General features: G+C 37.5%; 21 protein-coding genes. 14 read left to right on the top strand and 7 right to left on the bottom strand.

The genetic code is table 11. From position 1 onward, the window contains the following. Positions 1-1193: methyl-accepting chemotaxis protein (locus M0Q20_RS05160; protein WP_295059103.1), on the bottom strand; the 1193-nt coding region annotated here is incomplete at its 3' end. Positions 1194-1362: 169 nt separating this feature from the next. Here M0Q20_RS05160 and luxS point away from each other — a divergent pair. From luxS to M0Q20_RS05135, 5 genes are read left to right on the top strand one after another with little or no spacing between them, the layout of a single operon-like run. Continuing rightward, a complete protein-coding gene (luxS, locus tag M0Q20_RS05155; protein WP_295059102.1) occupies positions 1363-1866 on the top strand; it encodes an S-ribosylhomocysteine lyase in 504 nt (167 codons plus the stop codon). Between the two features lie 3 nt (positions 1867-1869). Further along, the gene (locus M0Q20_RS05150) at positions 1870-2172 is read left to right on the top strand and encodes a hypothetical protein (RefSeq protein WP_295059101.1); all 303 of its coding nucleotides are present in this window, start codon (positions 1870-1872) and stop codon (positions 2170-2172) included. A 7-nt stretch (positions 2173-2179) separates the two neighbouring features. Continuing rightward, positions 2180-2674 (top strand): hypothetical protein, encoded by a 495-nt coding sequence (locus M0Q20_RS05145; protein WP_295059100.1) that lies wholly within the window; start codon positions 2180-2182, stop codon positions 2672-2674. 49 nt (positions 2675-2723) lie between these two features. Beyond that, positions 2724-3392: a uracil-DNA glycosylase family protein gene (locus M0Q20_RS05140; RefSeq protein WP_295059099.1), complete on the top strand. Its 669-nt coding sequence runs from the start codon at positions 2724-2726 to the stop codon at positions 3390-3392. Between the two features lie 8 nt (positions 3393-3400). Next, positions 3401-4156 (top strand): MnmC family methyltransferase, encoded by a 756-nt coding sequence (locus M0Q20_RS05135; RefSeq protein WP_295059098.1) that lies wholly within the window; start codon positions 3401-3403, stop codon positions 4154-4156. Here M0Q20_RS05135 and M0Q20_RS05130 read toward each other — a convergent pair. From M0Q20_RS05130 to M0Q20_RS05115, 4 genes are all read right to left on the bottom strand, one after another. Next, positions 4153-6366, bottom strand: coding sequence for a methyl-accepting chemotaxis protein (locus M0Q20_RS05130; protein WP_295059097.1), 2214 nt, complete (start codon positions 6364-6366; stop codon positions 4153-4155). The genes M0Q20_RS05135 and M0Q20_RS05130 overlap by 4 nt on opposite strands. A 104-nt stretch (positions 6367-6470) precedes the next feature. Continuing rightward, the gene (recQ, locus tag M0Q20_RS05125) at positions 6471-8246 is read right to left on the bottom strand and encodes a DNA helicase RecQ (protein WP_295059096.1); all 1776 of its coding nucleotides are present in this window, start codon (positions 8244-8246) and stop codon (positions 6471-6473) included. A 134-nt stretch (positions 8247-8380) separates the two neighbouring features. Further along, positions 8381-8992, bottom strand: coding sequence for a riboflavin synthase (gene ribE / locus M0Q20_RS05120; RefSeq protein WP_295059095.1), 612 nt, complete (start codon positions 8990-8992; stop codon positions 8381-8383). A gap of 59 nt (positions 8993-9051) precedes the next feature. Continuing rightward, a complete protein-coding gene (locus M0Q20_RS05115) occupies positions 9052-9738 on the bottom strand; it encodes a tetratricopeptide repeat protein (RefSeq protein ID WP_295059094.1) in 687 nt (228 codons plus the stop codon). A gap of 99 nt (positions 9739-9837) precedes the next feature. Between M0Q20_RS05115 and mnmG the strand changes: the two genes are divergently transcribed. The 5 genes from mnmG (at position 9838) to M0Q20_RS05090 (ending at position 15367) form a co-directional block, all read left to right on the top strand. After that, complete coding sequence (gene mnmG, locus M0Q20_RS05110) at positions 9838-11727, top strand: tRNA uridine-5-carboxymethylaminomethyl(34) synthesis enzyme MnmG (protein ID WP_295059093.1); 1890 nt, start codon at positions 9838-9840, stop codon at positions 11725-11727. Beyond that, complete coding sequence (locus M0Q20_RS05105; RefSeq protein WP_295059092.1) at positions 11727-12593, top strand: hypothetical protein; 867 nt, start codon at positions 11727-11729, stop codon at positions 12591-12593. The genes mnmG and M0Q20_RS05105 overlap by 1 nt, the downstream gene beginning before the upstream one ends. 61 nt (positions 12594-12654) lie before the next feature. After that, positions 12655-13179 carry a ubiquinol-cytochrome c reductase iron-sulfur subunit gene (petA, locus tag M0Q20_RS05100; RefSeq protein ID WP_295059091.1) on the top strand — a complete coding sequence of 175 codons (525 nt, stop codon included), beginning with the start codon at positions 12655-12657 and terminating at the stop codon, positions 13177-13179. Positions 13180-13194: 15 nt separating this feature from the next. Then, on the top strand, positions 13195-14409 hold the full coding sequence (locus tag M0Q20_RS05095; RefSeq protein WP_295059090.1) for a cytochrome bc complex cytochrome b subunit: 1215 nt from the start codon (positions 13195-13197) through the stop codon (positions 14407-14409). A 10-nt stretch (positions 14410-14419) separates the two neighbouring features. Next, positions 14420-15367, top strand: coding sequence for a c-type cytochrome (locus tag M0Q20_RS05090; RefSeq protein ID WP_295059089.1), 948 nt, complete (start codon positions 14420-14422; stop codon positions 15365-15367). Between the two features lie 45 nt (positions 15368-15412). Here M0Q20_RS05090 and M0Q20_RS05085 read toward each other — a convergent pair whose 3' ends face one another. Further along, positions 15413-15877 carry an RDD family protein gene (locus M0Q20_RS05085; RefSeq protein WP_295059088.1) on the bottom strand — a complete coding sequence of 155 codons (465 nt, stop codon included), beginning with the start codon at positions 15875-15877 and terminating at the stop codon, positions 15413-15415. A gap of 258 nt (positions 15878-16135) precedes the next feature. Here M0Q20_RS05085 and M0Q20_RS05080 point away from each other — a divergent pair, with 258 nt between their 5' ends. The 4 genes from M0Q20_RS05080 to M0Q20_RS05065 all read left to right on the top strand — a co-directional run bounded on the left by M0Q20_RS05080 (position 16136) and on the right by M0Q20_RS05065 (position 19901). After that, positions 16136-17422 (top strand): alginate export family protein, encoded by a 1287-nt coding sequence (locus tag M0Q20_RS05080; RefSeq protein ID WP_295059087.1) that lies wholly within the window; start codon positions 16136-16138, stop codon positions 17420-17422. A 170-nt stretch (positions 17423-17592) separates the two neighbouring features. After that, the gene (gene moaA / locus M0Q20_RS05075) at positions 17593-18558 is read left to right on the top strand and encodes a GTP 3',8-cyclase MoaA (protein ID WP_295059086.1); all 966 of its coding nucleotides are present in this window, start codon (positions 17593-17595) and stop codon (positions 18556-18558) included. Next, on the top strand, positions 18558-19316 hold the full coding sequence (locus M0Q20_RS05070; protein ID WP_295059085.1) for a 7-carboxy-7-deazaguanine synthase QueE: 759 nt from the start codon (positions 18558-18560) through the stop codon (positions 19314-19316). The genes moaA and M0Q20_RS05070 overlap by 1 nt, the downstream gene beginning before the upstream one ends. Before the next feature lie 3 nt (positions 19317-19319). Then, entirely contained in the window at positions 19320-19901 is a 582-nt protein-coding gene (locus M0Q20_RS05065; protein WP_295059084.1) for a 6-carboxytetrahydropterin synthase, read from the top strand. Here the strand turns inward: M0Q20_RS05065 and M0Q20_RS05060 are convergent. After that, on the bottom strand, positions 19898-21115 hold the full coding sequence (locus M0Q20_RS05060; RefSeq protein WP_295059083.1) for a molybdopterin molybdotransferase MoeA: 1218 nt from the start codon (positions 21113-21115) through the stop codon (positions 19898-19900). The genes M0Q20_RS05065 and M0Q20_RS05060 overlap by 4 nt on opposite strands. Positions 21116-21135 lie beyond the last annotated feature (20 nt).

The following is a 21135-nucleotide window of genomic DNA, read 5'->3' as shown; positions in this document are numbered from 1 at the left end:
ACACCCATAGCGGTAGTAGAGAGTTCATGAGATATGGAAGCATTCTCACTTGATGACTGCTTTGAGGTCTCTATGAGGTCTTTAAGGGTGCTTATGAGAGAGTTAAAGCCGTTAGCCATTTGCGATAACTCAAGCGGAGCGTTTTCGTCTGCTTTTATTGTCAAATCGTTATTTTTTGTAATATCTAGCAGAGTCGTCTTAAAGCTCTCTAGCGGATTTGAGATAGACATCTTTATAAAATATAGTATAAAAAAGGTAAAGATAACTATGCCGATAATTACGGTTGATATTAGTTTTACTATATCAGAAGCAGCCTCCTCAAGTCTCTCCTCTACGGTAGAATTTGTAACTTTAAAAAGTTCGAGCTCTACATCTCTAAGAAGGTTTATTGAAGCGGTAACGTTTGAGAACCATACAGAAGCATCAACACCAAAACCTCCCTCCATGCCTCTCTCTTTTGCTATATCTATCATATGATTTGTCTTCTTTACTGCCTCACCTTTATAGCTATCTTCGTAGAATTTTTTCAACTCTTTAGATGTAAGGTGGGTAAATTTTCGTATATTGACCTCGTAGGTACTTATGCGTCCTAAAAATGCAAAGTAATTCTTTTCTGTAAAAGAGTCTCGGCTAAAAGCAACATTGAGATTTGCTCTAATTTGTCCCATGGACTCCTTTGAAGATGCCATGTGTGTATAAGCTTGAAGTGTATTTCTTATATCTTTGCTCTCGATGAGTGAGGGTGCAGATGTAGTGGCATCTACAAGAGTTATCACTATGTTTGTAAAGTATGCTCCAACTTCTGTCTCGTGTATAGAGTGTGAGTCGATAGCTGCTCGTTTTTGACCCAAGTTTACAAAAGAGTTTAAGACTGTATCGTCGCCATTTGTTAGCTTATAGACGGCTTTTAGCTCATCTAAAGCAGTATCAACCTTTTTCCTTAATGACGGAATATCATCCCCGTTGTTTTTTCCCTTGCTTGCAACAAACCCCACGCTAAGACCTCTCTCAACCTGCATGCAGTGAATCACTTTTGCAAGAGCTTCTGTCTCTAAAACACGCTTTTTAGTTGTCTCTAAAATGTTCTTCTCATTAATAGTATCTAATACCATAGAGATAGATAGAAGTACTATAGCGATAATTGGGATTATCGCTAAAGATAGTAGCCTTAGTTTAATACTTAACTTCTTCATTAATTTACACCTTATTTTGTTGTTAATGAATAGTAGCTCAAATTAGTTCATATTTTAGATAGATTTATAATATTTTATTATAATTTATCCTCTAGGATAACGTCTCTGTTACCATTTGTAAAATAAAAAGATGTTAAAATACATCAATTTTAAAAGATAGGAATTTTATATGCCTTTACTAGATAGTTTTACAGTTGACCACACGATTATGCCCGCACCTGCCGTTCGCCGTGCAAAAGGGATGAAAACGCCAAAAGGCGATGATATAACGGTATTTGACCTGCGTTTTGTTCGTCCTAACCATGAGATTTTATCATCCGAGGGGATTCATACGCTAGAGCACCTCTTTGCCGGCTTTATGAGAGATCATCTAAACTCCAAAGATGTTGAGATTATTGATATCTCTCCTATGGGTTGTAGAACAGGCTTTTATATGAGTGTAATAGGTACACCGGATGAGAGTGTTGTAAGTGAGGCTTGGCGAGCCTCTATGGAGGATATACTAAATGTAAAAGAGCAAAAAGATATTCCTGAGCTTAATGTCTATCAGTGCGGAACATATAAGATGCACTCGCTCTTAGATGCAAAAGAGATAGCTTCAAAAGTTTTAGAGCGCGGTATAGGCATAATGGATAATGACGCACTCTCTCTTGACTTGGCAAAAGTGCAGTAGCAGATGTATATCTTAATTCCAATGGATGACAGCAACAAGCAAGAGGCACAAATAAGCATTATTAACGATGCAAAAGTGTGGATACAGCTACTTGTAGAAGATGGTAGGGTTGTAGAGATAAATCAAAATGAAGCAAGAGATGCCTTTGATAATCAGAGCCAAGTGTTAGTAGTTAAGAATGATAACGAATATGTCTGGCCCTTTATTGAGCTTGGGATGATGGTTTTAGTCGCACACACGCAAAGAAGTATTGATGATATCGTCGAAGCCTATCTATTTAAAGAGCTTAACGAGATGAGATATTAGAGGCGTTATGAAAAATCTTGAGCTCTTTAGGAAACTTTTCAATCCTCTTCCCGGTAATCACTATCTACAGGTCTCAACGGAGATAGATGAAGTTACGATGCTTTTTTCTCAGATGATGCAGAGTGTTGAGGGGAAGTTAAATCTTGCACTTTATAACGAAGAAACTCTAAAGCAAAAGATAGAGCTCTTATCCACAAATATTCAGCAGATAAAAGATTTAAAACACCCCTTTCGGGCAACTCCAAGGGATCATGATATAGTTCTTTTTAAAGATATATTTCACATTCATGAGAGTAAAGATATGCTCTTAAAGCTTGCTTACCATACGCTAGCAAATGCCGCAAATATAATAATTATGGAGAAAAAAGGGGTAATGGATGTTGAAGCTGTAAAAGAGATGCTCCAAGAGTATGAGTTTAGAGCCCCAAATGAGATAGAGATAGTAGATGGCTATGACTTAGTCATGGCAAAAAAGATGCATATGTGGGGTAACGGTCTTTAGTACCTATTCAAAGTGGATTGTGTTTAATTTGCTTTTGTATAATGCTTAGATGAAATCTCCTTTTAAACACTATCATCCATATGATGTTTTTTTAGACTTAAATACACAAAAAGTAATCGTGGGAACACTTCCGCCGCCTCGATTTTCTATGCAGCAGCTAAAGCCTCAAGATGTGGACTTTTGTTATGGTTCGCAAGATAATCTTTTATGGCAAGCGCTTAATCGCATCTATGACTTAGATCTTTTGTTTGACAACTCCAAAGAGGCAGTAGCTCAAAGAAAAGCATTTTTAATAAAAAAGCGTATAGGGATTTGCGATATTGTAGACTCTTGTGAGAGATATAAAATAGATGCCAGCGATATTGGCATACAAAATGTAGTTTTGCGGGACTTAGTAGGCTTTATAAAAACCTATAAAAATATTCACACTCTCATTTTTACCGGCGGCGGCTCTAAAAATGGACCTGAGTTTTTTTTCAAACAACAACTCAAAACCCACGAACTTAAGCTGCAAAAGTGCGCAGATGAGAATCTGCGTAAGCATACATTTACAATTGATAGCCGAGTTATTACCACCTACTCACTAATCTCTCCCTCCAATGCCGCCAACCGCTCTATAGGAGCAAATCCTACTTTTAAACAAAAAAGAGCTATAAATCCTAACTACAGTACTCTGGATTTTAGAGTAGAGCAGTATGAAAAAATATTTAATATATAATGGACAAAATGAAAAACTTTAATGACGAACTTCACTCAATGGTCTTAAGTGGGGATGGCAGTTATACGGCTTACTCGAAGGAGTATGGTGAACATTACCACTCCACGAAAGATGGTGCACTTTATGAGTCGCTCATAAAGCATGTAGAGCCTGCTTTTAGATTAAAAGCAGGAGCTAGGGAGCTAAATATTTTAGATATCTGCTTTGGGCTTGGGTTTAATACTTTGGCAACTATCTACTACATTAAGAAAAATTCTCTCAACATTAAATTAAATATTTTTTCCCCTGAACTTGACTCCTCGCTTGTAAAATCACTACTAAACTTTACTTACCCGCAGGAGTTTGAAGAGTTTAGGCATATTATTTCAGAGTTGACAAAGAGCGGTCTGTATCAAGATGAAGCTCTACATGTAGAACTCTTTTTTGGAGACGCTAGAGAGTATGTGAGAAATTTCAAGTGCGATAAATTTGACATAGTATATCAAGATGCATTTTCTCCTAGTTCAAATCCTGCTTTGTGGACAAAAGAGTATTTTGGTGACATAAAAAATATAATAAAAAAAGATGGGGTTTTAACAACATACTCAATCTCTCTGGCTACAAGATTGGCACTTTATGCCAATGGCTTTAACATCTATGTAAACGGCGGAGAAGGGTTTAGAGACTCTACGGTGGCATCTATGCAAGAGGTAGAGGGATTTAAGTATGTGGATATGGAGCATAAGATAGGGTGCAATCCAGATGCTAAACCTCTTATGGATTAGGTTTTAAACTTATCTAGCTGTGTTTTTAACGTCTGACTGATGGTGTAGAGCTCATTTGAGCCTGTTGAGATATCAAGAGCACTCTGTCTGTTTTTATTTACTATTTTGTCTATCGATTCTATATTATTTAAAATAAGCTCCGCTTTTTCTTGTACATCTTGCGTGCTTTGCAGAGATGAAGATGCCAAATCCGCAGTTGAGGTTATAATATCTTTCGTATGTTGGAGTTTCTCTCTCATAAGCTCTGAGTTATCACTAAGGGCTCTTGTTTTCTCAACATTTTGATTCATCTGGTTGCTTGCATCTGTTATGGATTGAATAATTATGCTTATGTTTGCATAAATCTCGCCTATTGCTTTTTGAGTGCTCTCAGCGAGTTTTCTTACTTCATCCGCAACAACTGCAAAGCCTCTTCCATGTTCGCCTGCACGTGCTGCTTCTATGGCAGCGTTAAGGGCTAGAAGATTTGTTTTGTCTGCAATATCTTCTATGATTGCTAAAACATCACTAATTTTTTGTGCATCGTTTGTTAGCTGATTAAGGTGAGAGGCGATATCTTCTTCTGTTTGGGCATTTCGTTGAATCTTATCTACTATATCTAAAACATTTGTCTGAAGTTCTTGTAGATTATCCTCTGCTTTTGCCGTAACTTCTTGAGTCTCCTGAACATTAAGGGTGGTTGTGTTGAGCTTCTCTTTCATGTCATCGCTCATATTTTTTGTAGCATTGACTAGCTCAAACTCTTGGTTTGCACCTTCGCTTATTGAGGAGGCGCTGTTTTTCATCTCAAGAGTGTGTCTGCTGTTTGAATCAGATGAGTTTTTTGCCTCATTTAGGGCTTTGCGAACCTCTTGAAGTAACTCTATAAAAGCGGTAGAGACTTCTCCAAGCTCATCGTTTTTTTTATAAAGCGGCTTCTCGTTAGACAAATCAAGTGTCTTTAGAGTAGAGACAATAGTCTCTCTTATTGAGGAGATACCGTTTTTTATGAAGGAGTAGAGTCTAAAATTTAGAAGTGCCGATACTGTTATGAAAAATAGTATTAAAATCAATATATTGTAAAATGTTTTCTCCAAAGATGAGGAGGTCTCGCTGTAGATAGTTTTAATTTTATTGTTGACCTTTTGTTTTATGGCATTGAACTCTTTATTTATTATTGCACTAGTTAATGCCCACTCATTTGAAGCTATCTTTGCTAAAACTTCTCTGTTATCTTTGCTGTAAGCTTGCTCTATATCATCTAAGATTTTAGTTGAAGTTTTATACTCGGTTATTATTTTATTAAATGAGCTTCTTATCTCTTCATCTTTATAAAATGAGCTATTAATTACATTTTGTATTACAAGTTCTAGATTTTCTCTTGTCTGAATGAGTGCAATTCTAGCACCTTCAAAAGCAATCATGCCCGTTAATGCATTGGAGATATTGTTTTGAATTGAGTTAAAATCGTTAATTGCATCAAAAAGTTCATTTTGCGGTTTGAAATTATCTTCATATATTGTCTCAAGCGCGTTCTCTCCGCCACGCGAAGCATTTAAAGAGAAGTAGCCAAGGACTATCATGCTAATAATTACGACAAATATATTGCTAAGGAGTTTTTTTGAGATTAGCAGATTATCTTTGTAAACGAGTATTTTAAATATAAAAAAGAGAGAAATAACAAGGGCTATTGCAACTAAAGAGATTATGGCAATATAACTGGATATATCCTCCTTTGTCTCTTGAATATCTTCTATCTGGAGAACATTGACACCATCAACCTTTAACCCATCATCTTTCCATTGACCTATGCCGCTTTGTAGCCAAAAAACATTTTTATATCCATCTTTTACACTTGCAACAGCCGCCTTGTAGGATCTCCAACACTTTATGCCGTTACAGTAAAAAATCAGCTTTTCATTTTTGTCTTTTGGGAGTCTTGCATTGTTGTAGATGTCGTTGCTATCGTCAAAATCTGCAATTTTATTACTATCCCCTCCCTTTTCGTCATAGTAGGCAGAGATAGCGCCATATATTCTCTCAAGTGCGTATTCAGGAACTTTTCTAGTATCTACAAATATTGCACCGTTTTTTTCTAAAGAGAGGGCTGTGCTTGTATCTACGAGAGTTACACCATGTTTTAAAGCAGTTTGTGCATCAGGAGTGTCTGATTTTGCAAAAGAGTAACTGTAAAAAAGGGCAAGGGTAAGAAAGATTTTTAAAATATTCATGGGATAAACCTCTACAAGATTATATATAAAGTAGTATATCAAAAAGTGATTATATTATTACAAATATTTTATAGAATATTAAATTTGATAACATGCTTATGACATCAACTGTTAAAAACCTCTAAAAATGCCTCCCCAAATTGCTCAAACTTCTTTTGTGCAATGCCGTTGACCATAAGCATACTATCTTTGTCATGTGGTTTGGATGCGGCGATATTTTTAAGTACTTTATCTGAAAAGATTATATACGCAGGTACTTGAAGTTCATTTGCAAGTTCTGTTCGTTTTGTTCGCAACTTCTCAAAGAGTTCTGCATCAAAATCAAGCGTCTCCTCGCTCTTTATTTTTTTCTCTTTTATATTTATCTCAAGGCGTGAAGATTTTATGAAAAGCTCTTTTTTACCTCTTAAGATATCAGCCGCTTCATTTGTGAGTTTTAGAACGCTAAATTCTCCCAAGTGAACAATTTTTAGCTCTATTAGCCTCTCTAAAATAACAAACCACTCTTTTTTAGCAAGATGCATCCCGATGCCGTAAACCGAGAGTTTTTCAGCACCGTTTGCCAAAAGTTTCTGCTCCTTTGAGCCCCTTAGAATGTCTATAATGTAGTTTTTACCAAAATTTTGTTCTGTTTTATAGATGGCACTTAGAAGCATTTGCGCCTCTTTTGTGATGTTTTGCCTCTTTTCATCGCTACTTAAACAGTTATCGCATCTATTTGCGCAATCATCAATCGTATCTTCAAAATAGTCGGCAAGTTGTTTGTGAAAGCAAATCTCTCCTGTTGCATATTTATAAATAGTCTCTATTTTCTGGTTTAGATGCTCTTTGTACTCGCTGTTTTGAATATCTTGCAAAAATCTTTTATGTTGGGCTAGGTCTGCTGCATTAAAGAGGAGTAAAACCTCTGCATCTTCGCCATCCCGCCCCGCACGTCCTATCTCTTGGTAGTAGTTCTCAAGTGATTTTGGAAGCGACATGTGGGCTACAAAACGGATATCGCTCTTATCTATTCCCATTCCAAAAGCGATAGTTGCTACCATGATGTCAACTTTGTCGTTGACAAATATTTTGAAGTTCTGCTCCCTTACATGCTGGGGCAATCCTGCATGATAGGGCAGAGATTTGTAGCCGCTTTTATTAAGAAAGCTACTTAGCTCCTCGCACTTTTTTCGTGAACTTACATAGATGATTCCGCTCTCTTTTTTATGACGATGTAAAAAGGCCTTGAGTTGTTCATGTCCGTTGGAGACCCTTCTTTGTGCGGAGATAAAGATATTTTTACGAAATACTTTACCCTTTAAAAGCAGCGGATTCTCAAGTCGTAACTCCCTTAAAATATCATGAGTTACATGCTCTGTTGAGGTTGCTGTAAAGGCGCAGATTGGGGTGTTTGGGAAGTTTGCTTTTAAGTTTCCAAGCGCTCTGTAGTCATCACGAAACTCATGCCCCCATTGCGAGATACAGTGCGCTTCATCAATAACAAAAAAGTTTATATTTAAACCTCCTAGCATGCTGAGTGTTGTTTGGCTGTTGAGCCTCTCCGGCGAGAGATATAAGAACTTTAACTCCCCCGCATACGCTCTTTTTATAATCTCATCTACTTCATCACGACTCTGCGCAGAGCTTATCATCTGGGCACTCATATTTTGCGCCTGAAGTGAGGCTACTTGGTCTTGCATAAGAGCAATAAGAGGAGAGATAACGATACTTATGCCGTCACTTAACATGGTTGGAAGCTGATAAACTAAAGATTTTCCGCCACCCGTTGGAAGAATCATAAGCAGATCTTGAGCATTTAATATAGCATCAACTCCCTCTTCTTGAAACTCTCGAAAGCTGTTATGCCCAAAGTAATCTTTAAGTGCTTTGTATTTCATTGGTATTTGACCTTGTAGTTCTCGAAAAACAATGTTTTTCCTAAAGAAACTTTGTTTTGTAGCTTTAGGGGGTTGGAAGGGACATTTGTCCCTCCTGCTAAAACGGACGCGTTCGTTTTAGTATGTAACATCAGTTAGTATCTAGCTGATATGGAGTCGATATCATCCCATGAAAGAGTCTCTTTTTTACGAGAGATAATGTGCTCAACATATCTTGCAAACATATCGGTCTCAATATTTACATGAGAGCCTCTGCGATAATTTTTAAAGAGAGTCTCTTTCATAGTGTGCGGTATTATGGTAAGTCTAAAGCTATCGTCAAACACCTCGTTTACAGTTAGGCTTACACCATCAACTGTTATGGAGCCTTTGGGGATAATGTAGGGGATAAATTTTTTCTCAACTTTTATAAAAACATCAAAGGAGTTGCCGCTGTTTTTTATCTCTTTTATCTCGCCAATAGCATCTATATGCCCTTGAACAATGTGCCCTTCAAATCTATCTCCCATCATCATGGCAGGCTCTATATGAACCTCGTTTTTGAAGTTCTCCATCGCCAAAACACTCTGGCTCTCAGGAGAGAGTTCAACACTAAAGCCGTCATGCTCTACTCTTATGACAGTCAAACATGCTCCATTTATGGCGATTGAATCGCCAATCTTAGCTTTATGTTTGGCACGAAGGCTAAGTGTGCTTCCTGCTAAGCTTTTAACATGTGCAATTTCACGTATTAGTCCAGTAAACATATGTTTTCCTTTTATTTCTGCTTCAAAGAGGCTAGCTTTATTGCCATAGCGTTATAAATTTAGAAGACGATCTTGCCCTCTTCTTGAAGCCCTTGAATAATCTCTTTTGCTTTTTTATGCCCCTTGTAGGCTGCTTTTCTACAGTACTCAAGTGCCGTATCATGATTTTGTTCGCATCCAACTCCTTGATCGTAGAGAAGTCCAAGGTTGTAAAGTCCCTCTGCAAGTCCGCCATCAGCCGCCTTTTTAAAGCAGATAAAGCATCTTGTCTCGTTCATCTCAACACCATGTCCATCTTTATATAGGACACCAAGATTATTAAAAGATGCAAGATTTCCGCGTTTTGCTCCCTCTTCGTACCAAAAAGCAGCTTCGGAGTAGTTCTGCAAGCATCCAAGTCCACGCTCTAACATAAGTGCCACCTCATACATTGCCTGTGGAACTTCTCTAATGGCTGCTTCCATGTAGAGTTCATGTGCCTTAAACTGGTCATGTTCAACCCCGCCTAGTCCATTCATGTAGAGTATGGCGAGATTATAAAGTGCATAGGGCTGTTTTAACTCTGCAGCTTTTTGGTAAAGTTTTAGTGCTTTTTCATCATCTCTTTGGCAACCCTGCGCATTTTGGTACATGTAGCCCAAGGAGGTCATAGCATCTGCATTGCCGTTGTCTGAGAGTTGCTCATATAGTTCAAAGGCAGTTTTAAAGTCTTGGCTGTTATATGCGTCGTGTGCTTTTTTTATCATAAGTTTAAACCATTATTTAGAATATATTACGCAAATGATACTCAAAAATGATAAAATTCGCTTTAATAAATTAATTAAGTAAGAAGTGGAATTTTATATATGAATTATGATGTAATAGTTGTCGGCGGTGGGCATGCAGGAGTTGAAGCAGCTCTTAGTTGTGCAAGAATGGGTAGCAAAACTCTACTTATCTCAATGCTTGCCGAAAATGTGGGTGCGACAAGCTGTAATCCGGCAATCGGTGGTTTAGCAAAGGGGCATTTAGTCCGTGAGATAGATGCTCTTGGTGGAGAGATGGCTCTTATAACCGATGAAGCAGGAATTCAGTTTCGCATACTTAACCACACAAAAGGTCCAGCCGTTCGTGGAAGCCGCGCGCAGATAGATATGGACAGATACCGCGTGATTGCTAGAAACAAGATACTGACTACACCAAACCTTGAGCTAGTTCAGGAGATGGTAGAGTCGCTTATCATTGAAGAGGGCGAGGCAAAAGGGGTAAAAACTAATCTTTTAAATGAGTATAGGGCTAAAAAAGTAATTATAACAAGCGGGACTTTTTTACGCGGCATTATACATGTAGGAGAGATACAGCAAGAAGGAGGGCGTTTTGGGGAGCAGACTAGTATAGGACTTAGCCACTCACTTAAGGCATGCGGTTTTGAGATGGAGAGGTTAAAAACCGGAACATGTGCGAGAGTTGATGCCTCAACTATTGACTTTTCGGTTATGGAGAAGCAAGATGGAGATGAAGTTCCAAATCCTTTTAGCTTTAGAACCGACCGTGATGAGTTTAGAAAAACTAAAAAGCAGATTCCATGTTTTATCGCTTATACAAATGAAGATACCCATAACATAATAGAGAGTAACTTCTACCGCGCCCCGCTCTTTACGGGGCAGATTAGTGGAACGGGAGCAAGATATTGCCCAAGTATTGAGGATAAAGTAAACCGTTTTAGAGATAAAGATAGACACCATCTTTTTATAGAGCCTCAAACAAGAGAAAATACAGAGTGCTATATAAACGGCTTAAGCACATCGCTTCCGCCTGATGTTCAACAGCAGATGATTCACTCAGTCAAAGGTATGGAAAATGCAAAGATAGTTCGTTATGGTTATGCCATAGAGTACGATTTTGTAGATCCAAGAGAGCTTAAGCACTCACTAGAGACTAAAAAGATAAAAAGCCTCTATCTTGCAGGGCAGATAAACGGAACAACAGGTTATGAGGAAGCTGCTGCACAAGGTCTTATGGCCGGCATAAACGCAACTCTAAGTCTGCAGGGAAAAGAGCCTCTTGTACTGCGAAGAGATGAAGCATATATAGGTGTTTTGATAGATGATTTAGTTACAAAAGGTACAAAAGAGCCATACCGCATGTTTACATCACGAGCTGAATACAGGCTGCTATTGCGTGAAGAGTCGGCAGATACAAGACTTAGCCGTTATGGACACGCTCTTGGACTTATTGACGATGAGGTTTATGCAAAAGTAAAAGCAAAAGATAAGCAGATTCAAGAGGGTCTAAAGCTTTTAAACGAGACTGTTTTTACTCCAAACAAAGAGTTTCTAGCTGTTTTAGAGAGTATGGGTGAAGAGAAGATAAAAGATAGTATTACCGCACAACAACTAGTAGCAAGAAAGAGTTTTGATATAGAAAAAATGGTAAAAATTGTTCCGGAATTAGAAAAATATGAGTTATACATAAAAGAGGAGATTTTAGTTGAGGGAAAATATGCACGCTATATAGATAAACAAAGCGAGGAGATTCAGAAGATGAAAAAGTATCTCAAAATTGAGATACCGCAAGAGTTTGATTTTAGAAAAATCAGTGGACTAAGCAGAGAGATAGTTGAAAAACTTGAGACTTATAATCCTCCGACACTCCAAGCAGCTTCGCAGATAAGCGGAATTACTCCGGCAGCTATCGAGATTTTACATATATTTATAAAGATTGATGCAAAAAAAGCAAATTTTAAAGGAAGATGATGAATATCTACTACTATGTACACACAGGGCACAGAATAGGGCTTGACAGGTTTAGAAGAGCATGTACAATCATCCGCTCTTTAGGAGATATAGACATTACGCTTCTTTGTTCTGATTTTCGCATTGCGAATGAGGCGAAGCATTTTGGCGTAGATAAAGCAGTCGGTATAGATGTAGTTAGAAATATTCCTCAAATCGCTAAGCATGGCGATAAGCTTATCTTTGATTCAGAGGAAGCAAATCCGATAATGCTAGAAGATATGAGAGAGTACTTCTCTACTTTCATTCGTGTAAGCGATAGCGTGGATGATGTAAAAGCAGACAAAGAACTTTTAATCTCGCCATATCTTAGCGGGGAGGGTATCTGTAACACAGTAGCAGTAGATGATAAATATTTTTTGCAAGAGGAGAAAACAGTTGAACTCTCTCTCTTTTTCGGTGATGATGATTATGAGAAAGATTTGGAGAAAAATTTAACATCTATAGAGGATTTAAATCCTGACCTCTTGTTAGGTTTTTACTACTTCTTAGATTATGAAGATATGCTTAAGAAAAAATTCAGAAACTATCATGAGTTTGAAGAGTATGACACCGTTATAAAAAAATCAAAAATCTTAATTACATCATCCCCTCAAGCCACTCTAGAGAGTCTTGCAGCCGGCTCAAAGCCCATATATGTGCAACGAGAGGATTATACAACAGAGTTTTTAAAACTTTTTGAGACTCTAAATATCCCTGTTATTAGAAGTTATGAAAAAGAACATCTTATTGATACTATAAGCTCATTAAATAATCATACCTACTCAAAAATGAGACAAAATAGTAACAGATTGCAAGAATTTATAAAAGAAAACTTAAATTTATAATTAATTAAAAGTAATTTGGTGTATAATCAGAGCTAAATTTTTTAAGAAAGAGAGCTTAGAGATGCATAACAGTAGCCGTAGAGGTTTTATGGGTAGAGCATTTGGTGCCGTGGCAGGTGTCGGTGTTGTTGGTTCATTGGTTGCAATGAAAAAGTCTTGGGATCCGCTTCCGAGCGTTAAAGCAGCAGGTTTTACTACTCTTGATATGTCAATATATCCAGAAGGTGAGCTAGTAACTGAAAAATGGAGAGGAAAGCCAATCTTTGTTTTGAAAAAAACTGCTGAAATGATTGCTAAGCAAACAGAGAGTCAAAAAGCAAGAGGCGTTATCATAGGTGATTCTGAGTTTATGGTTGCTATCGGTTTATGTACACACTTAGGCTGTATTCCTAGCTATAATGCTGCAGAGGAGTCATTTTTATGTGCTTGTCATGGTGGTATGTTTAACTGGGCAGGTGAAGTAACTAAAGTTCCACCACCACGTGCATTTGATATTCCTCCATTTAAAATTGAAGGTAACAATATAATTCTTGGCGAAGTAGGCCCTGAATACAAAGCTATGAAAGATAGCGGAATAACGCTTTAGGGAGGGGGATTAATTATGGCACAATTTACAAAAGCAACAAGCATTAAAGATTGGTTAAATCAACGTTTAGCAATTGAAAAAGTTGAAAAGGTTATGGCATCTGAGTATTGGATTCCAAAGAACATTAACTTTTTATGGGCAATGGGTATGGTTTTAGCAATAACTTTTGCACTACTACTAGTTTCTGGAATTTTCCTTTTAATGTATTATCAACCGCATGTTGACTTAGCATTTGACAGTGTAAACTACACAATTATGAGAGAAGTTGACTTTGGCTGGCTCTGGAGACATATCCATGGTGTGGCAGCATCTGTAGTCTTTTTAGTTATTTACATTCATATGTTTACAGGTATCTACTACGGCTCATATAAGAAGGGTCGTGAGATGATTTGGATCTCAGGGATGCTACTATTTGTAACTTTTTCTGCAGAGGCTTTCTCTGGCTATATGCTTCCATGGGGTCAAATGAGTTACTGGGCAGGTATGGTTATTACTAATATCTTTAGTCTTGGTGATTTACATCTAGATGGTCTTGTTGAGTGGATTCGTGGTGATTATGTTCCTGCTCAAGCATTTTTGAGTCGTTTCTTTATGCTTCATGTTCTTTTATTACCATTGGTTATCATCGGATTAATCGGGCTTCACTTTGCAGCTCTTCGTATTCCACATGTTAATAATCAAGATGGTGAAGAGATTGATTTTGAAGCTGAGAGTAAAAAATATTTAGCTGGTGATAAAGCCGGTTCTAAAGTTATGCGTTTTGCTAATGACTTTATGAGTAAAGATATGATGATAGTAGGTATCTACTTAATATTTTTCTTTTATCTTGTTTTTTACAACTACAGTTTTGCACTTGATCCTGTAAACTTTGATCCTGCAGATATGCTTAAAACTCCTACGCACATCTACCCAGAGTGGTACTTCTTGTGGTCATATGAGATTTTACGCCCATTCTCTGTAAATATCGGTCTTATAGCTTTTGGTTTTGCGCAAGTAATCTTTGTTCTTCTTCCTTGGTTAGATAGAAGTCCAAATACAGTTCCGGCAAGCCGTCGCGGTCTGTTTCAGATTTGGTTCTGGTTGCTATTGATTGATATGATAGTCTTAACCGCTATGGGTAAACTACCTCCAGAAGGTATATTTAGCACTATTGGTTTAGTTGCTGCATTAATGTTTATAGTTTTATGGATTGCCCTTCCGTTTATAACTATGAATGAAAAAAAAGTATAAGGAGAATAGGATGAAAAATAAAGAACCTTTAATACTGGTTGTTGTTGTTGCTTTTAGTCTCCTAACGTACTGGTTAGTTGAGCCATTTGCGCACTCTGTAATGCACAAACATGTTGAGAGTCAAAATTTTGCTTATGCAGATTTACCGGCAATTACTAAAACCGGTAATGTTGCAAACGGTAAAGAGCTGACAATGGGAGCCGGTGGCTGTACAGGTTGTCACTCAATTACTAAAGAGGGAATACCGGCAAATATGGATGCTGTTACTGCTGCGGGAGTATATGGTGTAAATCCACCGGACTTAAGTGATGCAGGTGCGGTTTATGATGCTAAATTCTTAGCAGACCTTATTAAAAATCCTGCACATGCACTTAAAGTTGAGCATAAATTTGATGCAGCTAAAGGTCAAATGCACCCAATGGTTGCTTTTTACGGCGCTGGCGGAGATATTGATCAAGAAGTTGCAGATATGGTTGCATACATGCAGTCCATAGCAGTTAGTAAAGATGAGCTAACACCAAGAATGGCATATGAAAATGCTTGTGGTAGATGTCATGAGATGAGATATGAAAACTGGACACAACTAGGAACGAAGCCTTCATTTAAGTTTGAAAAAGATGCGTTGGCATACGATATTGAGGTACTAGAGTATCAAGAGGCGTTAACGGCATATATGGGTAAACTTCCTCCGGATTTATCAGCATATATTCGTTCAAGAAGTGAGCACTTCCTAAGCACTTTTATAGAAGATCCTCAAGCACACTTGGCCGGTACTGCAATGCCTAGAGTAGGTGTTACTGCCGATGCTGCCCAAAAAATTATTGAACATATGGCAGATGCAGGTGATACAAAAAGACATGAGAGAGCATCTGTTGGAGCTAACGTGATGTGGTACATTCTTATTTTTGCTATCTTTGCATACTTATGGAAAAGATCAGTTTGGAAAGAACTTCATTAACCCTATAAAGGCTTGACTCTCCTTGGAGTCAAGTCATCTTCTATTTTACTTTTTCTCAATTACAACAATCGTCTTACACACTAAATCATGCAGAGCTTTTTTATCTTTTCTATAAAAAGGAAGAAGAAGACCTAGTATAGTTGTAGCAGTAAATAAAAAAGCGATAAACCTCATAATAGCTTTTAAAAACGATATATTATTGCCATCTGTATCATTGACTACTCTCATCTCATAAGCTTTTTTTCCGGGGGTTTGTCCAAACTTGCTAAGTAAAAAAGCGTAAATTACTCCATATACGCTAACACCGATTAGGGGCGCAAGCTGCGATGATTGAAAATCATCTTTTCCATTCATTGCAACATATGTTATAAGATATAGTATCGGAACATATATCATGAATAGGTCTGTAATAAAAGCTTTGACTCTAGAGCTATAGGGCGCATAAGTCAGTTTTTTTGGCTCTTTTTTATCAGTAGTATTTCTGTTTTTTTTAAGTTTTCTAAATCTCATGGCGAAATTATAACAGATTAAAATAGCAATTAAAATTTTAATTTATATAAAATGTCGCTTAATATGTACAATTAATAACAAATTGTAAATAAATCGGTAATAAAGAGGATGATTTAAACAAAGTTTAAAATTCGGGGGTGTAGAATATGTGACGTCCTAATACATTTCATAATTTGAAGTGATATATAAGTGATAAAATTATCACTTATATATCACTTCAAATCTGTATGTATAAAGAGACAAAACAGGAGAGAATAGATGAGAAAAATGGTAAAAATGTCAATGGCTGCGGTCATGGTTATGGGTATAGGTTCGGTTTCTGCTCAAGCTGAGGGGACTGAAATATTAAGCAATATTAAAGTAGATGGTCAAGCAAGAGCACGCTACGAGATGGTCGATAAAAAGAACGCTACACCAAATGCGAATGCTGTAACTAATCGTCTAAAAATTGGAATTGGTGCTGATTTGTTTGGTACGGATTGGCTCTCTGCATATGCAGAAATGACTGATGTTCGTGCTTTAAACGATAACTACAACAGTACATCAAATGGGGAGAATCATCAAGTTGTAGCAGATCCTGAGCAGACACGTCTTACACAAGCATACTTAGATATAAGTCTTGGAGATCCAAAGTTAAGAATCGGTCGTCAAATGATTAACCTTGATAACCAAAGATTTGTAGGAGCGGTAGGTTGGAGACAGATGTTCCAAACATTTGATGCTTATACACTTACATATAATAGTATTGAAAATCTCAATCTATTTGCATCTTATGTTACTCAAGTAAATACGATAAAGGCTGACTCTGATCTCACGCCTTCAGAGGATACTATTGACACTAGAACTCTTCTTTTAAATGCTTCATATAAAGTAATGGATGAGTTAAAAGTTACTGCATATGGATACTTAATTGGTGAGAACAGTGATAATAATTTAGATGGCGGAAGCGATACTTACGGTATAGCACTTACTGGTAATGTGAATGCTATTGATGGTGTAAAGCTTGATTACCGTGCAGAGTATGCAGCGCAAAAAGATCCTTCAATGGAAGCTTCCGGCTTTAGTACACCCGCTCAAGACAAAGATGCTAACTATTACAATATAGAGCTTAATGCAAATGCTAGCGGTTTCTTAGTGGGTATTCAGTATGAAGTGCTAAGTGGAGCAAATGCAAGCGGAACAGAGACTGCATTTCAAACTCCTTTAGCTACACTACATGCACATAACGGTTATGGAGATATATTTTTAACTACACCGGATGAAGGTCTTGAGGATTTAAACTTTACACTAGGTTATAAATCAAAAGAGTTCGGTACACTAAAAGCAATCTATCATGACTTCTCTAGTGAAGTAGGAAGTATTGATTACGGTAATGAGCTTGATATTATATATACAAGAGCAGTTCCTAATGTAAACAACCTAACTGGTACTTTAAAGTTTGTGAAATATGATGCAGACGACGTAACTGGTTCTTCAAACGTTACAACAAATGTTGACATGACAAAATTCGTTGCAATGCTAGACTACAAATTTTCTACAAAATAGTCAAAATTTTCAAGCCACTCCTTGTGGCTTGATACCCTCTCTTTTTTAAACACATACTTATCATTATATATACTTTAATTTACTTTTTACCTCCAAAAGATATAATACAGACAAACTTATAGATGTTATTATAATTTCAAATAGAGATATTTGAAATGTCAGGAACTATTATGCTAATAGACAGCTACCAAAGAGTAGTTGATTATCTTCGTATCTCCGTAACAGAGAGATGTAACTTCAGATGTCAATACTGTATGCCCGAGAAACCTTTTTCATGGGTACCAAAAGAGAATCTTCTAACATTTGAGGAGCTTTTTTTATTTGTAAAAGTTGCTATAGATGAGGGAATAAAAAAAATCCGCATAACAGGTGGAGAGCCGCTTCTAAGAGAAGATTTGGATAAATTTATAAAAATGATTTATGACTACGCTCCAGATATAGATTTGGCTATGACGACAAATGCCTATTTACTTAAATCTACCGCACAAAAATTAAAAGAGGCCGGATTGAAACGGCTAAATGTCAGTATTGATACACTAAAACCCGAAGTAGCGCAAAAGATAGCCGGCAAAGATGTCTTGGCAAATGTTTTAGAGGGTGTTGAGGAAGCAAGAGCCGTCGGACTTAAAGTAAAAGTAAATATGGTTCCTATGAAAAATATGAATGCCGATGAGATTGTAGATGTTTTGGAGTACTGTAAGACACGCAACATGAGCATAAGATTTATAGAGTATATGGAGAACAGTTTTGCCTCTAAAGAGATAAGCGGATTAAAATCAGAGGAGCTTTTATCACGTCTGCGAGAACATTACAGATTTGAAGATGAAGGGTTTGACGGTGCATCACCGTCGCACTACTATAGAATGAGTGATGGCTATAGATTTGGGATAATAGAGCCGTATGAGGATGATTTCTGCAAGCAGTGCAACCGTATTCGTTTAACTGCAGAGGGGCAGTTAATTCCATGTCTTTATTTTGATGAGGCACTAAGTATTAGCAAAGCTATAAAAGGTGGAGATGTAGTAGGGGCTGCTGAAGTGCTTAGAGAAGTTGTAAAAAATAAACCTGAAAAGAACCGTTGGGGCGGAGAGGACGGCGAAGTCTCATCACGCGCTTTTTATGAAACGGGCGGTTGATGATATATCTGGTAGAACATTTTTACTCCATTCAAGGTGAGGGGCGTTATGTCGGTACTCCTTCTCTCTTTTTTCGTTTTGGCGGCTGCAATATGAAGTGTGAGGGTTTTGGATGTGAGGAGAGTGCCCCAAACGGCAGCAAGGTTTTGGGGTGCGATACTGTATATGCAGTAAACAAGGAGCATTTTTTACAAAACTGGGTTCCTATAAATAGTGCAAAAGAGCTACTTGGCGTTTTAGAGCTTTATGAGTTGCCAAAAAGTGTAGATATTGTTTTAACGGGCGGGGAGCCGCTTATATATGCAAATGAGCCTATTTTTATAGAGTTTTTACAATCTCTTAATGAGGCAGGACATAGAGTTACATTTGAGACAAATGCCTCTTTAAGTGTTAATTTTGAAAAATACCCAATATACAGAGAGTTTGTGTTTGCACTATCGGTAAAACTCTCAAACTCAAATGAGCCATTTAGCAAAAGAGTCAGGGGCGATATAATAAATGCTATTGCCACAAATGCCAAAGATGCCTTTTTTAAATTCTCTATAGACGCAGAGTCGATAGATTTAGGGCTTGAGGAGGAGATAGAAGAGATAGTTATGCACTCCCCAAACACGCAGGTTTACTGTATGCCTCTTGGGGGAACAAAAGAGGAAGTGGAAGCTAATACAGAGCCTTTAATAGAGTTTTGTAAGTCAAAAGGCTACAATTTTAGTGACAGGCTGCATATAAGAATTTGGGATCAAAACAGAGGTGTTTAATTTATGATAATAAGAAAACTTTTTAAATTTGAAAACGCTCATGTAGTAAGAGGGTGTTCTAGTATAAAATGCAGAAGCTCCATTCATGGACACTCATACAGAGTTGAACTTCTTTTTGAGTCAAATTTTTTAGATAACGGTCAGATGGTCTATGATTTTGGACTTATGAAGCAGAATATGAAAGACATTATTGATAGCTTTGACCATGCTATAACTATATGGAGCAGTGACGATGAAGAGTATATAAAAGATATGAAAAAGCACTCTGCAAGGTGGGTTGTTACTCCTCTCTCTCCATCAGCTGAGCAGTTTAGCAGAATATTTTTTGTACTTATTGACAAGCTCTTAAAACTTACAAGCACGGTTAACGGGGAGAGAGAGGTAAAACTCCGCAGCGTAATAATCCATGAGACGGCAACAGGCTACGCAGAGGCATTTAGAGAGGATGCTTACTCTGAGGTAATGGGCAAAATTGACTTAAATGAGATTCTATTTTCTCAAGAGATACAAAAGGGTTGGCAAGACTCCAGACTCTTTGAGAAGATAAAAAACGGCGAAAGCTTTATTAACCCTAAGAGTGTTTAACCACAGGAGAGGCTTTTTTGCTCTTTTGAGTTAAAGCTAAACCTTGTGGATATTATCTTGACTCTACTCTCTTTTTTTATTAGTTGACAATTTTCATCAGCTATGATAAAAGCATTTGAGAGCGCTAGAGGTGTTATCATTCCAGGTGAGAATTTATCATAAGGCATAAACTCCTCTCCGTTAAAGTATCCAGGAATAAGCGTTCTTCTGCCTCCCCTTATAGTGCAGTTATCTCCCATTTTTGTCTCTATTGTAGAGATGTATTTTGCCTCATCTCCGCTAAGAGCCAAGATGATGCTTTGAGCAAATAGCTCAAAATTGAGTGCTGCTGCTAGCGGATTTCCCGGGAGATTTAATACCAGAGTATCTTTAATTCGCCCAAATGTTGTCGGTTTACCGGGTTTTATCTCTACTTTGTCAAAAAATATCTCATAACCGAATTTACCAAATGCCTCTTTTGTAAAGTCGGCATCCCCGACGCTTACGCCGCCGGAAGTTATTATTAAATCGCTCTCTAGAGCGCTTTTTATATGCTCTGCGATATCTTCAAGTGAATCGCATGCAGTACCTATAAAATCAACCTCACAGCCAAGCTCTTTTGCTCTGCTAAAAAAGGTAGGGCTGTTTGTATTGTAGAGCTGATAAGACTCTATGCTCTCATAGTGCATCTTAAGCTCATCTCCCGAAGCGAAGATGGCAACTTTGGGCTTTTTATAAACCTTTATATGGCTAATACCTTGCGACGCTAAAAGCGTAATATGGTGAGCATAGATTCTTTGCCCTTTGTGTAGTAGAGTTGAGTCTCTTTTTATATCTTCGCCGCACAAACGTATATGTCTTGATGCTTTTATATTAATGGGAAGCCTAACACCGCCAGCCGCATCAGTAACATCTTCTATAGGAACGATTGCCTCGCATCCCGAAGGGATTTTAGCCCCAGTCATTATCTTGATGGCAAATCCGCTCTCTAGCTCCTCCTTTGAGTTGTCTCCTGCAAATATAGTGTGATTTACTTTTACCTCTTTGCCTGCATCATTTAGTTTTACGGCAAAACCGTCCATTGCCGAATTATCATATGGCGGAAGATTGTGGCATGCGGTAATCTCCTCTGCCAAAACAGAGCCTAAAGCCTCTTCAAGCGGCACTATTTTCAGTGATTTTGCCGTAGCGTTTTTATAAATATACTCAAGTGCTTTTTCTATAGTAACTGCCATATCTCTTCTTTCATGTGAGC

Origin of the sequence: Sulfurimonas sp. (genome assembly GCF_023229025.1) — a bacterium.
Taxonomy (GTDB): domain Bacteria; phylum Campylobacterota; class Campylobacteria; order Campylobacterales; family Sulfurimonadaceae; genus Sulfurimonas.
The sequence above is the reverse complement of the archived record's forward strand: the minus strand, read 5'-3'. Positions and strand labels throughout refer to the sequence as shown.